The following is a 15,645-nucleotide window of genomic DNA, read 5'->3' as shown; positions in this document are numbered from 1 at the left end:
GTCTCACCCCGTGTCAGTGGGTGCGCATTATAGGGAGAATTTAAAAGCGCACAACCCCTTTTTGCAATTAATTTTAAAAAATGTGTTCAACCGCTCAAAAAGAGAACAAAAACACTAAAAGCACCATATTTTTGTTTGCATTTCATACAAAAATCTCTTTCTAGGCTCCCAAAAACTAAAAAAGCAGGCCTGTGCCTGCTTTATAAAATATCTATAACATGAATATTAGAACTTATATTCAATACCAAGACCTAAGTAATCTTCTTCTGTACCTTGGTCCTCATCAACTGTTGAGTAGAAGCCATATAGTTTGGTTGATTTATTTAGCTTGTGATCGATGCCAACACTAAAACCATCTACATCTTTAGAATCTACTGCATCAAAGTCAATTGTTTGATATTGCACTTTAAAGGTGTTTTTACCGAAGCCATATGCAGCATTTAATAAGAAACCATCAGCAGTACCTGTGCCGTCTACCTTTTCTTGCTTCTGATACATAGCACCTAATTTAAGTGCGTCAGTTGCTTTAAATTGACCTGTAACACGTAAAGCATCATAGCCTTTTACTTCACTGTCTCCAGCAATAGCTACATAGTAATGAGACTTTTTAAGTTTAGAGTCTCCATAAGTAATAGCGCCTGAGTAACCATTTTCACCATCTGTTGAATCTTCAGCAATGAAAGTTGCTAATACTTTAAAGCCATTAAAGCTTGCAGACTTATAAGAAATTGTGTCACCAAGGCGGTTTTCACCTTTAAACAGGTTTTTCACATCCGCTTCTAAATCATTAAACTGGTCAACTTTGCCTTGTGAAAGTTTAAAAGCTGTGTCATTACGACCAATTACTACTTCACCGAAACTTCCTTTTAAACCAACATACTGGCTTCTTGCTGTAATATTGTCTTTATCACCCTTTGAATCAGCATCAGATACATCAACTTGGAATTCAAGCTTATAAATTACTTCAAGGCCGCCATCTAGTTTTTCTGAGCCCTTAAAACCAAAGCGTGACGCATTGCTTTTAATTTCTGTCGCACTTCCAGCACCTTCATCGCTTGATTGAACAGATACATTTGCCTTGCCGTATACTTTAACACCTGCATTAGCATTAGCAGATAACGCACCTAGTACAGCAAGAAGAAGTGTTGATTTAACTAGTTTCATGTAATTTTCCTCAATATCGCAACACATGATGATTCAAAACGACGCTAGTTTCTCAGCAGTTAATGACAGAAATATTACACACAACACATTAGGGTCAAATAATTGCAAATAAACTGCATTAAAAACGTCATAAAAGTATGTTTCAACTATAAATTATAGGAGAGGAATAAATTATTACTTAATTTTTAAAATAATCTTTATTACATCATCTATAAGTAATTTTGAGTTGAATTGCTAAATAGATAGGTTAAGGTTAATAGTAAATGTATAGGTGAATTACCGAGCGAGTACTGAGTGACACGTCGAATCCTAATTATCGAAGACACCCCAACCATTGCTAGAGTGCAAAGGCATATCGCTGTTTCTGCAGGCTATGAGGCTGACATTGCTGAATCACTAGCACAAACAAAAGAGTTACTCGACAATAATAGTTACTTTTGCGCAGTTGTTGATTTTATTTTACCCGATGCGCCTAACGGCGAAGCGATTCACTATACTGTGAACTCTGATATCCCCACAATTGTCATGACTGGTAACCTAGACAATCAAACTCGAGAAACTGTCGAAAAGTACCCTATCATCGATTACATCACCAAAGAGAATAAACAAGCTTACCAATACCTTAAAAAACAACTTATGCGATTACCACGAAATGAGTTTGTAAAAGTATTGGTTGTTGATGATTCCCGTCAGACCAGAAATTACATCAGCTCTTTATTAGTGAGGCATAAATATAAAGTTCTGGAAGCATGTGATGGTATTGAAGCCCTCGAAGTATTAAAGCAAAACCCAGATATCTCTGTTGTCATCACTGACAATGAAATGCCAAATATGAATGGTGAAGACTTGTGTAGTGAAATACGACTGCAATATTCTAATGATGAAAAAGCCATTATCGGTATTTCTAGCTCTAATGCATTACACCTCTCAGCTCGATTCATAAAGCGAGGCGCAAACGACTATCTTCGCAAGCCATTTAACGCAGAGGAGTTTTATTGCAGACTTAGTCAAAACGTCGATATGCTGGAATATATAGCCACAATAAAGCGCCAAGCTAACTCTGATTATTTAACAGGTTTACCTAATCGTCGTTACTTTTTTGAGTTTACTAATAAGTCATTAAGGCAAAAAGCCGCTTCAAATAATGAGGTGGGACTGGCCATGATAGATGTAGATCACTTTAAAGCAATTAATGATAACTATGGTCATGACGCTGGAGATGATGTGCTCAAAGCCCTTGCTCAAGCGTTTGAATCTCACTTCCCGGGTCAACTTACCGCGAGATTAGGAGGTGAGGAATTTGCTGTTTATTTTGCTGATGCTACCCAAGAAGAGAGTTTGTCTTTACTAGACAAGTTTAGAGGTTATCTAGACAGCCATAGCGCCGGACTAACCAAACATAATATTCACTTTACGGTATCAATTGGTGTTTATAGAGCTGTAAGTAAAAATGTTGATAGTCTGATAAAAGAAGCTGATATAAAACTTTATGAAGCGAAGCACTCTGGCCGCAATAAAGTGCTCTGTTAATTCAGGGGAAGTGGCTAGCATTGCAATGCTAGCCACTTAACGCATCCTACTATTTCTTTTTACTTGCCCTTAAGCTATCCCAGCTATACAAGGCCAATGCCCCCCAAATGCAAGCAAAAGTCACAGCTCGTTCAATTGAGAACTCCTCACCATACAAGGTCACCGCCAAGGTAAACATGATACTCGGACCAAGATATTGAAATAGACCAAGTGTGGAATAAGGAAGACGTTTCGCTGCGCCAATAAAACACAACAGAGGTAAGGTTGTCACCACACCAGCACTTACTAACAATATATTTAGAAGCACTTCATTATTAAACATATCTGAGCTCACCGTCGCAGGGGTCAAGTACCAATATATAAGTGCAAACGGCATTAGAATAAGCGCCTCGATTAACAAGCCAGGTAGTGATTCTACTGGCATTTTCTTTCTCAAAAGCCCGTAGATTGCAAACGAGCTTGCCAACGCAAATGCCACAACAGGGAAAGAGCCATACGCGATCACTTGTAATAACACCCCTAGTGAAGCAATCGAGACGGCGATGATTTGCCATTTTCGTAAGCGCTCGGAAAGAAAGATTACACCAAGCAATACATTTAACAGTGGATTTATGTAATAACCGAGACTCGCGTCGAGCATGTGGTCGTTGTTGACAGCCCAAATAAACAACCCCCAATTGAACCCGAGTAAAGTAGAGCTAACACAAAGCATCCCCAATAACTTTGGTTTCTTGATGACATGCTGGATCTGATGCCATTGCTTCGCAGCGAATACAATGAGAATTAAAAATAGCACCGACCAAATCACTCGGTGAGTCAAGATCTCTAGTGCCGCTATAGATTCAATCTGTTTAAAATAGATGGGTGCCATGCCCCACATTAAAAATGCTAAGACAGCATAAAGGTAACCCTGTTGGGTCTGATTATTTAGCATCAACACGACTCAAAAAGTAAAAAAACATTATACCTTGCTAAGCTGGTTGCAAATAGACAGAAAATAGGAACTGACAGACATAACATGATAGCTGCGTGTAAACCATCAAACACAACAGCGCAAATAAATTTACAGACAAGCAATGCAAAAGCCACTAAAATGCCCGCCATGAAATCAGATCCCATCTGCGAACAGTCAACCCTTGCTAAGCAAGCATTAGAAGACACTTTTGGCTACAGTGAATTTAGACCTGGCCAAGAGGCAGTAATTAATGCGGCCCTAAGTGGACAAGATACGCTCGTCTTACTGCCAACAGGTGGCGGTAAATCATTATGTTATCAGATCCCTGCGCTTTTATTTGATGGCGCAACGGTAGTCATTTCGCCTTTGATCTCGTTAATGGAAGATCAAGTCTCTCAGCTTCAAGCAATTGGCGTTAGTGCCGCATACATCAATAACACCGTAGATTTTACACAGCAAAATGCGATTTTTAATCAATTAGCTGAAGGTACGTTAAAGTTACTCTACGTTGCACCGGAAAAAGCACTACAGTTTGATTTTATTCAAAGATTAAAAAGCTTGAATATTCGTTTCTTTGCGATTGATGAAGCCCATTGTGTATCTCACTGGGGGCATGATTTCAGGCCGCATTACCGACGCTTAAGTGAACTCAAACAACACTTTCCTCACTGCCCTATGATGGCCTTAACGGCGACGGCAGATATTGCGACACGCCATGATATTGCACACCAACTTGGATTAAATGCACCTTATATTCATACAGGCAGTTTTGATAGACCCAATATTCGCTACACCATTGAAGAAAAGTTCAAACCTCTTTCTCAGCTCATGCGCTATTTACGTGATCAAAAAGGCCAAAGCGGCATTATTTATTGCACTAGTCGTAAGCGTGTAGACGATATTTCAGAAAAACTCGCCGAAGCTGGCTTTAATGTCGCCGCATATCATGCCGGAATGAGTAATGATCAGCGTCAATTTGTACAAAAAGCCTTTGCCAGAGACGATATCAATATTGTTGTTGCAACCGTCGCATTCGGTATGGGTATAAATAAGTCAAACGTACGCTTTGTGCTTCACTACGATATACCTAAGAGTATTGAGGCTTATTATCAGGAGACAGGTCGAGCTGGTCGTGATGGACTTGCCGCAGAAGCCATCATGTATTTTGATCCTGCTGATATAGGGCGAGTAAAGCGCTTTTTTGAAGATATTCCCGACGAGGCTAGACGTAAGGTAGAAGAGCAGCGCTTTCAGGCAATGGCAAACTTTGCTGAGGCACAAACCTGCCGTAGACAAATATTACTCAATTACTTTAGCGAATATCAAAGAGAGCCTTGTGGCAACTGTGATATTTGTCTTAATCCGCCGAAACGCTTTGACGGCACTTTAGTGGCACAACAAGCGCTCTCTTGTGTGTATCGCGCGCAACAACGTTTTGGTTTAGGGTATATCGTCGACTTATTGCGAGGAGCAAACACCAGTCGAATTCGCGATAACGGACACCATGAATTGAGTACTTATGGTATAGGTAAAAGTCACAGCATCGAATATTGGCTAAGTATATTGCGTCAACTTGTCCACCATGGCTTACTTGCACAAGATATTACTCAAGGTGCAAGTCTTAAACTCACCGAAGCAGCTAGAGCCGTATTACGCGGTGAATATGTTTTGCAACTGGCCGAACCTCGCTTACAAGCTAAACACATCTATCAAGATAAACTGGCGAAATTTAATTACGACAAAAAGCTGTTTGCTAAACTACGTAGTTTACGTAAAGAACTCGCTGATACCGATGATGTACCGCCATATGTGGTCTTTAACGATAAGACACTGGCAGAAATGGCGCAGAAAATGCCGACTGATGATGCTGAATTCTTAAATGTGTCAGGCGTTGGTTTTAGTAAACTCAGCAAATATGGCGCACCGTTTATGCAACTTATCCGAAATTATTTAGCCGCGAGTTAATCATGACGCAAATTATCTTTAATACTGAATTTAGTTTTCTTCAAATCGCACCTAATTTTTTCCCCGAAGCCGATGAATTTGCCTTCTGGGGGCAAATATTCTTAAACCATGAGACTATTTCTATTCTTGAAACCTCCGAAGGCGCAGATCGACATCAAATACGCTTTTGTTGGCATGGACAAAATTTTAATCTTAACTTTGAACACTACAGCGAGAGTTTATGGGTAAGCCCTGAAGGGGTTGAAGCCGAACTTTTACTTGAACAACTGCAACTATTTTTGCTTTCTACCCTTTCATAATAATTAGACAGACCTCCATTTTTCTGCTTAATATAATGATATAAAAGAGGATAAACAGCAGGAGGAAGGTAGTGGTCACAAGATATTGTCAGCCCGTATTGCTTTTATTCTCTACATTGTGCGTCAGTGGTGCTGCATTTGCAGAACCAAATACCTTTAACTCTCAAGAAAACAGCTGCAGTAATCAACGCCAAGACAACAATGAAGACATCAACTTAAAGCGTCAACTGGACATTCAGCAAGCTTTTCCCAAAGAAGCCGAAAACAAACGTATAACAAAAATCACCTTAAAGCAGTTAAACGTTTTCGACACAAGCTTACCGGAAGAAAATAACTTTTTATTTCGCTTTGCAAACCACGCACACATCACAACAGAGCCCGAAGTTATCCTAAGTACTTTATTATTTAGCCAAGACTCAAAATATGACATCAAAGAGTTAGCAGAATCCGAACGTTTATTACGTCAACAAAATTATCTTTACGATGCCCGCATATATGCAGAGGAGACATGTAAAAACGAAATACATGTTACAGTTGTAACAAGAGATCTATGGACTTTACTGCCCGACATTAGCTTTAGTCGCAGTGGGGGGGAAAACTCCTCGCGCCTTGGCTTTCGAGAAACAAACTTACTAGGATATGGCAAAAGATTATCTTTTACCGCAACTGAAGATAAAGACCGAAACGGTTATTTATTTGTTTATGACGACCCAGCTATCTTATCGAGTCGCTACCGAGGTCGCATAGAGTATGCTGACAATTCAGATGGAGAGCGGCATTATTTAGGAGCTTACCTGCCATTTTATTCCATTAAATCGACGCATAGCTATGGGTTTTATACTTTTGCGAATAAACGGGTAGAATCGATTTATTCTAGAAACGAAGTCGTTTCTGAGTTTTTACACGACACTGAAATTAATGACGCGTATTATGGTTTCGCCGTTCAGGCACCTAAACAATGGACACATAGATATACTGTGGGTCTACACAATGAGCAACACAACTTTAAAACCACCCCTTATTCTTTTCTTGCTGTTGCAGACAACCGAGCACTCACCTACCCATATTTTCAGGGTCAATGGCTTCAAGACGATTATATTAAGGTGCGTAATTTTGATTCTATTTACCGCACAGAAGATTTAAATTTAGGCTGGAATGTAAAAGCCAAACTCGGTTATTCATCGAATAACTGGGTAGATGACGACAGTCACGTCATTTATCAATTTTCCGCAAGCAAAGCGCATTACACAACCGAACGCAGTTTATGGCGATTCAATACAAGTATTCAAGGAGAATGGAATACAGACCAAAACGAAGCCCGAAACTTCATGAGTGCCGTTAACTTTCAATATTATCTAAACACCAGCATACAGCAATCATGGTTTGCGAACTTATCTTTGAAATATGCAAAAAACTTAACGGCAGACAAACAATTGGTTTTGGGTGGTGAGACTGGACTAAGAGGTTACCCGTTAAACTATCAACAAGGTAGTCGCAGTGCTTTAGTTAATTTAGAAAAACGTTACTACTGGGAATATGACCTACTGCAACTTTTCAAAGTTGGGGGGGCGCTTTTCTTCGATGCAGGTAAGGTCACAGGCAAAGCTCAAGTCAATGTCGATAACTCACTATTAAAAAATATAGGCATGGGATTAAGACTTGCACCGAGTCGAGCCAATGCTGGCATTGTATTGCATTTGGATATTGCTGCGCCGATAAATAAAGAAGATAACATTGACAGTGTGCAATGGTTATTTACAGTCAAAAACCGCTTTTAAAAACAGTTCATGGCGCTCTCGGCAGGGATCGAACCTGCAACTCAGCTTCCGGAGAGCTACGTGATATCCATTTCACCACGAGAGCACACGAACGATGCATATAGTAATGTCATTCTTTTGCAAATACTAGCATTTCACTTTCAGCTGATTAAATAACAAACTAAAAACAAAAATATTAATGCTTTTTAGCGATTTTTTGTATTTTTGACTATGCTTAGATTTTGATTTACCAGTATTATAGACAGCAAGTTACTACGTTTTATTAACATAAAGCGCCGTGTAATGCGGTAACAACAACAATAAAAGCTTAACACATCAAGAGGAAGCTATTATGAGCCAAATGACCACGCAGCAAGTTGCTGAGTTTTTAGAAGTAAAAGTGGAAAGAGTGAAAAGACTTGCTCGTGAAAACCTATTAATTGCAAAAGGTGAAGACGCACAAGGTGATCCTGTATTTGATCAAACTGATGTAGAAAAATACAAAGAATTAGCAAAGCGCTTAGGTGGTATTTAATCGCTTTAATTGTAATGTGTGTGAAGTGGCTTTTTCTACTTCACCTCGCGCATCATACCAAGAGATACATAACAATAGGTAAGCAATTCTAAAACCTCTCAACTTCTCTATTGCATATTCGGGTACTGCAATGCCCTTACTGCCATAATAGATATTCATCATCCACACTATTTCATCACTAGTTAGCTTAAAACTGCTTACCAAGCCTGCTATGTCGAAGTAAATATCTCCAACTGCTGCATATTCAAAATCAATCACTACAACTCCGGCTGCAGTCGCTATTATATTTTCTCTAACTAAGTCGTTATGGCAGCAACCTTCTTCTTTTGGATAGCTATCAAGTAAGCGTAAGCAGCACTCTAACTCAGAATGAAAACGCTTTTTAAAGGAGGCACTTAAATCTGACAATGCGTGTTTTATATCAAGAGAGACAGGTAAATTAACCAATGGCTGTTGATGTACTGCAGAGATTGTCTGCACCAAATTACATAAGCGTTTTCTATCTATGTCCTCAGCCGCTTCATCAGCATAAGTAAATAATGCAACTTTAAGTCTCTCATCCCAGCGAATGACTTCTTGAATATTGGACTCTGATATTGCTATTAGACCCTGAAAAGCGAGGCTTGGCGAAGGCATGTCATTTTGATAAAGCTTGAGCAAATATTTATTCTGTTCGACAACAATTAAATAATTATGATTACTCAACCCTGATGTGATTTGATAACACGCTTTAACTTGCCTGAAAGCAAAAGATTCAGCAACGAAACCTCTTACTTCATCAGGCAGATTTTGGAAGCTATAGGCTCGCAAGTGGTAAGCCATTTCTTTGTTCGTGTTCTTCGTACCAACGTTTGTAACCCCAACAAGCTATAACCGTATAAAACACATAAAGTACAAAGGTCGGGTAATATCCTTTCACAAAGAACAGGTACATAGATGCGGCATTAATGATGATCCAATAAAGCCAGTTCTCTAAAACCTTTTTAGCCACTAAATACGTTGTCATCACGGCAAAACAGGTTGTAAAACTATCTAGATACGCAAAATCAGCATAGGTGTAATTGTCCATAACAAAGCCGACACCTGTTGCCGTCAAAGCGGTGACAATGATGATGTAAATATGTCTTAACAATGGCCAAGAAATAATTGGGGCGACTGAATCAGGCTGCTTGCCTTGCTGCCACATATACCAACCCACTACCGCCATAACCATGTAATATACATTTAATGCGGACTCCATCAACAACGCACCATTCCAATACATAATGGTATAAATAAATGTACTAAGAAAAGCCGCAGGCCAGCACCATTGATTCTCTTTCACGGCTAAAAAGACATAAGCCAGAGAAAGTATGACCGCGATGTACTCCCAGCCAGACATAGCAGTAAAACCGGAAAATGTGGCGCTTAAAAATTCAATCATTGCGGCGATAAATCTCCAGAAATGAACTTACACACAAAGACTATCTTCCCAAACTCTTCAAACGAGCGTTTCATTTCTTGTTGTAGTACCGACATAACGAGGTCATATTCACCAAACACCTGTGTCGACATGGTATTGGTTAACACTTTAAGCTCTGGATGTGTATTTAAGCGCTCAATAAAGGCTTTGATAAAAGGGATATAGTCTGAGTGAAGTGGATATTTGCTAATTTCTACAGATAGCTGCATTTTGAAATCCATAATAGAAGTGTTTTACCTATTTTAGCCTCTGAGATTTTTTAAGGAATAGTTTTATTGAGGTTTTTACCCATCATAAAATCCGTTTTTGGAGTGTAATTGATCCAGTCTTGCTGGTGCGTAATGAGCCCTTTCTCATTAAATTGAAGCGTCATAACAAATCGCCAAGGTCCCATTTTTTGGCCATGGTAAATAAATTGATTGAAGTGCCCTGTTATAACGGCTTGCCGCTGTTGTTCATCAATAATCAAGTTTTCTACTTTGAAGGTCTTTAAATCATCTATTACTTTAAAATTACCATCATTCCAATTATAAAATGCAGCAATGCCTGGTTTTCCAACAGCGTGATGACCATATACTAAATCTTCTAATTGTGCAGAATCTGCATATAACTTTAAAAATGTATCAAAATCAACTCTGGCCTGATAGATTGATATAAATTGCTCAACTTGAGGTTTCTATAGTGAGCGCAGTATTTTGTTCAAGCGGGCTTTTACAACCAACTAAAAGCAAAGCAATGAAAATCGCAAAGCACCTTGTCATATATTTTCACCTCAACAATCAAAAAAGCGCGCTCATCGCGCGCTTAAAGTCATTAACTACCCACAATACCTAATGGCGTGGCATTTTTCCATGCACCTCGGGTAAAGTCTGGAATACTAATAGATTCACTGCGATTCGCGACAGACTGAGCTGAAAGAGGTGAGATCACCGACCAAGCCGCACCATCGTACACATCTTGATCTAGCGCTTCACCGTTGCGTAAACAATAAATCATGCGCCAGAACATTAAGAAGTCCATGCCACCATGACCGCCGTTGCGTTCTGCTTCTGCACCCATTTTCTTCCACAGCGGGTGGTCGTATTTATCATACCAAGGAGTCATATCATGCTCCCACTCATGGAAGTTACCTAAATTTCCACCATTTTCGAGTGCGATACGATTTGGAAAGCCAGCAAAGACACCATTTGTGCCTTGGATCAGGTTATGACGAGAATATGGTCTTGGCGTGGTAGTATCGTGTTGTACCATGATAGAACGACCTTTTACCGTTTTGATCATGGTGGTATTCATATCACCGGCAATATAGTTCAATTGATTACGTTGATGATCCGCGGGGAATTCTCGTTGTGCATAAGCCGCTCGACCCAACGCTGGAGAGCTCATTGAGGTTAAGTAATCAAAGCGGTCACCACGGTTAATGTTCATATATTGAGAAACAGGGCCTAAGCCATGTGTTGGGTACAAGTTACCATCACGCTTTGCATGCCAACCTGTTCGCCAAGAACCCGTTTTATGCTCGATTTCTTTCATTTGCCAACGTAGTTCATGAATATAAGCAGCTTCACCGTGCAGTAATTCACCGAATAGCCCCTGACGAACCATGTTTAGTACCATCAACTCATCACGACCATAGTTGACGTTTTCCATCATCATACAGTTTTTCTGAGTACGCTCTGCGGTATCCACAATGTCCCACATTTCTTCGACTGTTAAGGCCAAAGGCACTTCAACAAATGCATGCTTTCCACTGTTCATAGTATCAATGGCCATTGGTGCATGCCACTTCCAAGGCGTTGAGATGATCACAATATCAATATCATCACGGGCTAACATATCTTGATACGCTAAATCAGCACCTCGGTACAGTGCTGGCTTTTTTAAGCCTCGCTCGGCTAGATAATTGGCAGAACGTTCCAAAACTTCATCGTGAGTATCGCAAATTGCGACAATTTCAGCGCCTTCAATATGGCTCATACGACGAACATGGCCATAACCTCGCTGACCAACACCGATGAACCCAACTCTAACTACATCCATTTTTGGTGCGATAAGACCAATAACTGACTTACCTTTTTGAGTAGGTACAAATGCCGTGCTTGAATTTGATGTTTGCGCACACCCCGCAGCGACACTGGCCGCAGCTGCAACACCAGCGGCTTTTAGAAAGTCACGTCTATTTAATTGCTTCATTATTATTTTTCCTCTTTGTAACAATCTCACCCTAACCAATAAGCAGAGCGCTGTCATTCAGTTGCGACAAATATATGTTCCTATTTTGTTTTGGCACAAAAAAAGCGCCTATGGCGCTTTTTATATGTCTTAACTAATCTATTTAGCTGTGTATTAATTTTTCAAGTAACGCTTCTTTTGCGACCACATCTTGATATAACTTGAACTGATTTCTCGCTCGATGCAGATTGTGCTCACTGTGCTTAGTCGCGAAGTAATTATCGCCATCCAAGTAATCGGTTAAGAAACGAAGCCCAATCATAAATGGCATTACTTTCGCCCCCAGTAAAAAGCTTTGCTTTTCTTCTAGTGTAAGCTCATTTTCTAATGGAGCAACATAACCTTTAACCAAAGCGGCAAAAATCTCTTCTCGTACTCGCACATTATCAAGGTTTGTTGAATCTTCTTCTTCAGGTGAACAGAAGGTACGCACCATATCACCAAAATCAAACAGCCAATAACCAGGCATACAAGTATCAAGATCAATTACTGAACGCGCACCATCCGTTTCTTTACAGAACAGCATATTATTGATTTTAGTATCATTGTGACACGGTCTAAGTGGAATGGTGCCATAGATAGATTCTAGCTCATCTGCAAGACCAAATTGCGCTTGGCAAAACGCAATTTCCTCTTGGCATTTTTCAGCTCTATTTTCACAATCCGCTTCAAGTTTGTCGTTAAACGCAGCAATTCGCATAGCAAGGTTATGAAAGTCTGGAATAACATGATGTAGTACTTGTGCATCAAAGTCTGACAATGCCAAGGCAAATTGGCCAAATGCATTCGCTGCAGTTTGTGCCTTCTCTGGACAACTCACCACATCTTCGCTGTAACTCTTACCAATAAACTCTAGAGCACGCCATACTTCGCCGTTTATTTTGACTAAAAAACTACCTGATGTTGTTGGTAAATGTTTAATAATCTTTAAGTCGTAAGCATTACTTTCAGCTTTTTGTGTTAAATGCTGTTCAATGGCTCTGGCATTTGCAACTAAATGCTCTGGGTTCGGAAAAACATCTGTGTTCAGTTTTTGTACCACCACTGAGTGCTGCTCATCTTTTAACAACATTGTGGTATTAATATGACCACTACCTATTGGTTTAATTGTTGCATTTTCATGGTCTAAACCAAATTCTTGCGACAAATGCTCGGCTATCGCAGTGTTAGTCATAGTCACCTCAGATACTGGTGTAATGGGCGTGATAGTTTGCTCATCCTTGACGATGTTCATAAATCTTTCCTGCTACGCTTGTTAATTCTTCTTTAAATGTAACACCAAACCAAAAATCAACCGCAGAGTAAACACGCACTGTAACATGCTCACTTTCTATACAGGCTTGGATGCAATTAGGTAAATAATACTCTTTTTTGACATCGCTGTCATAAGCTTCTAAGAATTTTTTAAAATCATTCTCAAGTTCAGCCATCAAGATGGGTGTAATACCCCAAAAAGTCATAGAGGCTAGGCTATGGCTGTCTAGTGATTGTAATTTGCCCTCAATTTCTCCCACCAAACCATGTTCTGTTTGATGAATATTTAAGGTTTCAGTCACGCGCTTAAGCAATTGCTGCTCAACTTCACAAATACCTCGGTTTACTCCCCCTTGCTCAGAGAGCGTTTTTTCAATTGGGAAGGCAACCATGGCCATACTGCTTGCATCTTGCGATTGATTGAAGTGGTCTACCATTTGTTTGTAGGCATTTGGCCCATAATAGTCATCAGCAGTGATCACAACAGCTGGGCCATTCAAGTAAGGCTTTACACATAATAATGCGTGTCCAGTGCCCCAGGGCTTAGTTCGATGCTCGGCTAAATGCTTAAACTCAGAGGGCAGCATATCAAGACTTTGTTCAACCAAAGTGATATGCATCGTCTTTGGGAGACGCGGTAAGATTGTTTGTTCTAATTCTGCACGAACGAATTTATTAATGATTAATACCGCTTGCTTGATACCCGCATAGAATGCATCTTCAATGCTCAATTCCATAATAGTACGCTCAAGCTTGGGAAGGGGGGTAATTTGTTTATTGCCACCAAATCGACTACCAAGCCCACCGGCTAGTACCACAAGCGTTAAATTATTTTGCTCTGTTGCCATTTAAAATTGTTGACTAAAAATTAACAGGCGCAAGAGTGTACCAGCTTTAGGTTAGATAATCAGCGAAAAATTGTATACACATTAGTGGTACAAGTGAGAATGCCAATGAATTCTCACTAGGGCGTGTTTAATTAAAAACTTTGGCAGAGATATTTTACTTCTTGGTATTCCTCTAAACCTTGTTTAGCCCCTTCACGACCAAGACCTGATGCTTTCATCCCGCCAAATGGCGCGACTGGGTTTGAGATAAGCGCTTCATTAATACCCACCATGCCATATTCTAAGCTGTTCGCGACGCGTTGAGCTTGTGCCATATTTTGCGAATAAAAATACGCAGCTAAGCCTTCATCAACCGAATTAGCCATAGTGAGTGCCTGAGCTTCATCTTCAAAAGTTTGAATAGCGACCACAGGCGCAAAGATTTCACTTCGACTTATCTCCATACTTTGGTTTACCTCGGTCAGAATGATAGGCGCCATAAACTGCCCCACTTTCTCTTCACCTTGGTAAGCAACCTTGGCGCCTTGTGCAACAGCACCTTCAACCAAGTTTTGTGCTTTTAGTTTCGCTTGGGTGTTAATCAATGGGCCTAAATCTACATTTTGAGTAAAGCCATCAGCCACTTTTAAACGATCAGTTTCCAGCTTTAATTCTGCTAAGAATTCATTTAAACACGTGTTTTGTACTAAGACTCGATTGGCTGCCACGCAAGTTTGACCCGCATTTCTAAATTTGGCTACCATAAACCCTTGCACTGCTTTTTTAATATCAGCACTTTCAAATACCATAAAAGGCGCATTGCCACCGAGCTCAAGAGAGGCTCGCTTAATTGACTGTGCACTTTGCGATAACAAAATTTGTCCGACTCGTGTTGAACCGGTAAACGTAATTTTTCTAACTTGCTTGTGTTCGCAGAAAAACGCGCCAACCTGTGCAGCATCTTCTGTGACTAAAGTTTGAAAAGAGCCCGCTTCCATACCCGCTTGCAATGCAAGCTGACACAACGCCAATGCACTTAATGGTGTATTTTCGGAAGGCTTTAGGATAAAACTACAACCCGCTGCATAGGCTGGGGCTACTTTTCGGGTGATCATGGCAAGGGGGAAATTCCACGGCGTAATGCCAAATACCACACCGACTCCCTGCTTAATAACAGACAATTGCTGAGTGGGACTATTGGCCGGAATAATTTCGCCATAACTTCGTAGCGCTTCATCTGCAAACCATTTTACAAAACCCGCAGCGTAATCAACTTCGGCTAAAGATTCTTTTAAGACCTTGCCTTGTTCAAGGGTGACAAGTTCAGCCAATGCCTGCTTATGCTCTAAGATCAAACTATGCCATTTTAATAACACATCGCTGCGCTGTTTAGCCGTTGTTGATTTTAGCGCTTCAAAGCATGTAATGGCAGCATCTAATGCTTGCTGACAGCCTGCCATATCAACCGATGAAAGTGTTTCAATCAACTGCTCGTTAGCTGGGTTATTTACGGTGAAAGTATCGCTACCTTGATACAACTTGCCATTAATAAGTGAACTATTTAAAGTTTTATGCCAATACATGCTTTGTCTCCTTAAACAAAAAACCCGTAGTAAATACTACGGGTTTTTCATAATCAAAATCTATTATACCAATCCTCAATAA

General features: G+C 40.1%; 15 protein-coding genes and 1 tRNA gene. 5 read left to right on the top strand and 11 right to left on the bottom strand.

Going from position 1 to position 15,645, the window contains the following annotated elements; translation table 11 throughout:
• Window positions 1-225: 225 nt before the first annotated feature.
• Window positions 226-1,164 (bottom strand): porin, encoded by a 939-nt coding sequence (locus tag C1E24_RS19475; protein ID WP_138484364.1) that lies wholly within the window; start codon window positions 1,162-1,164, stop codon window positions 226-228.
• Window positions 1,165-1,458: 294 nt separating this feature from the next.
• Here C1E24_RS19475 and C1E24_RS19470 point away from each other — a divergent pair, with 294 nt between their 5' ends.
• Window positions 1,459-2,694 (top strand): diguanylate cyclase, encoded by a 1,236-nt coding sequence (locus C1E24_RS19470; RefSeq protein ID WP_138484362.1) that lies wholly within the window; start codon window positions 1,459-1,461, stop codon window positions 2,692-2,694.
• A gap of 49 nt (window positions 2,695-2,743) precedes the next feature.
• Here the strand turns inward: C1E24_RS19470 and rarD are convergent, their stop codons facing one another.
• Window positions 2,744-3,631 (bottom strand): EamA family transporter RarD, encoded by an 888-nt coding sequence (gene rarD, locus C1E24_RS19465; protein WP_138484360.1) that lies wholly within the window; start codon window positions 3,629-3,631, stop codon window positions 2,744-2,746.
• Between the two features lie 165 nt (window positions 3,632-3,796).
• On the opposite strand from rarD, the gene recQ reads away from it, so the two are divergent.
• From recQ to C1E24_RS19450, 3 genes are all read left to right on the top strand, one after another.
• Window positions 3,797-5,614 (top strand): DNA helicase RecQ, encoded by a 1,818-nt coding sequence (gene recQ, locus C1E24_RS19460; protein WP_138484372.1) that lies wholly within the window; start codon window positions 3,797-3,799, stop codon window positions 5,612-5,614.
• 2 nt (window positions 5,615-5,616) lie between these two features.
• Window positions 5,617-5,913: a DUF3630 family protein gene (locus C1E24_RS19455; protein ID WP_138484358.1), complete on the top strand. Its 297-nt coding sequence runs from the start codon at window positions 5,617-5,619 to the stop codon at window positions 5,911-5,913.
• Between the two features lie 116 nt (window positions 5,914-6,029).
• On the top strand, window positions 6,030-7,691 hold the full coding sequence (locus C1E24_RS19450; protein WP_138484370.1) for a hypothetical protein: 1,662 nt from the start codon (window positions 6,030-6,032) through the stop codon (window positions 7,689-7,691).
• Between the two features lie 10 nt (window positions 7,692-7,701).
• On the opposite strand, the gene C1E24_RS19445 is transcribed toward C1E24_RS19450, so the two are convergent.
• Window positions 7,702-7,776, bottom strand: a tRNA-Arg gene (locus C1E24_RS19445).
• Window positions 7,777-8,022: 246 nt separating this feature from the next.
• Between C1E24_RS19445 and C1E24_RS19440 the strand changes: the two genes are divergently transcribed.
• Window positions 8,023-8,205 carry a hypothetical protein gene (locus tag C1E24_RS19440; protein ID WP_058031038.1) on the top strand — a complete coding sequence of 61 codons (183 nt, stop codon included), beginning with the start codon at window positions 8,023-8,025 and terminating at the stop codon, window positions 8,203-8,205.
• Here the strand turns inward: C1E24_RS19440 and C1E24_RS19435 are convergent.
• The 8 genes from C1E24_RS19435 to C1E24_RS19400 all read right to left on the bottom strand — a co-directional run bounded on the left by C1E24_RS19435 (window position 8,191) and on the right by C1E24_RS19400 (window position 15,563).
• Window positions 8,191-9,027: a phosphotransferase gene (locus tag C1E24_RS19435; RefSeq protein ID WP_138484356.1), complete on the bottom strand. Its 837-nt coding sequence runs from the start codon at window positions 9,025-9,027 to the stop codon at window positions 8,191-8,193. The two genes, C1E24_RS19440 and C1E24_RS19435, sit on opposite strands and share 15 nt — an antisense overlap.
• Window positions 9,002-9,625 carry a nicotinamide riboside transporter PnuC gene (gene pnuC, locus C1E24_RS19430; protein WP_138484368.1) on the bottom strand — a complete coding sequence of 208 codons (624 nt, stop codon included), beginning with the start codon at window positions 9,623-9,625 and terminating at the stop codon, window positions 9,002-9,004. The genes C1E24_RS19435 and pnuC overlap by 26 nt, the downstream gene beginning before the upstream one ends.
• Window positions 9,625-9,876, bottom strand: a complete 252-nt coding sequence (locus C1E24_RS19425) for a YkoF family thiamine/hydroxymethylpyrimidine-binding protein (protein WP_130254064.1) — start codon at window positions 9,874-9,876, stop codon at window positions 9,625-9,627. Before C1E24_RS19425 ends, pnuC begins: the two co-directional genes overlap by 1 nt.
• A gap of 50 nt (window positions 9,877-9,926) precedes the next feature.
• On the bottom strand, window positions 9,927-10,136 hold the full coding sequence (locus C1E24_RS19420) for a hypothetical protein (RefSeq protein ID WP_138484354.1): 210 nt from the start codon (window positions 10,134-10,136) through the stop codon (window positions 9,927-9,929).
• A gap of 344 nt (window positions 10,137-10,480) precedes the next feature.
• Window positions 10,481-11,860: a Gfo/Idh/MocA family protein gene (locus C1E24_RS19415; RefSeq protein WP_138484352.1), complete on the bottom strand. Its 1,380-nt coding sequence runs from the start codon at window positions 11,858-11,860 to the stop codon at window positions 10,481-10,483.
• Window positions 11,861-12,002: 142 nt separating this feature from the next.
• The gene (locus C1E24_RS19410) at window positions 12,003-13,073 is read right to left on the bottom strand and encodes a phosphotransferase enzyme family protein (protein ID WP_138484366.1); all 1,071 of its coding nucleotides are present in this window, start codon (window positions 13,071-13,073) and stop codon (window positions 12,003-12,005) included.
• Between the two features lie 40 nt (window positions 13,074-13,113).
• Complete coding sequence (locus tag C1E24_RS19405) at window positions 13,114-14,001, bottom strand: nucleotidyltransferase family protein (protein WP_138484350.1); 888 nt, start codon at window positions 13,999-14,001, stop codon at window positions 13,114-13,116.
• 131 nt (window positions 14,002-14,132) lie between these two features.
• On the bottom strand, window positions 14,133-15,563 hold the full coding sequence (locus tag C1E24_RS19400) for an NAD-dependent succinate-semialdehyde dehydrogenase (protein ID WP_138484349.1): 1,431 nt from the start codon (window positions 15,561-15,563) through the stop codon (window positions 14,133-14,135).
• Between the last annotated feature and the right edge of the window lie 82 nt (window positions 15,564-15,645).

Origin of the sequence: Pseudoalteromonas phenolica (genome assembly GCF_005876835.1) — a bacterium.
GTDB classification, from domain to species: domain Bacteria; phylum Pseudomonadota; class Gammaproteobacteria; order Enterobacterales; family Alteromonadaceae; genus Pseudoalteromonas; species Pseudoalteromonas phenolica_B.
The sequence above is the reverse complement of the archived record's forward strand: the minus strand, read 5'-3'. Positions and strand labels throughout refer to the sequence as shown.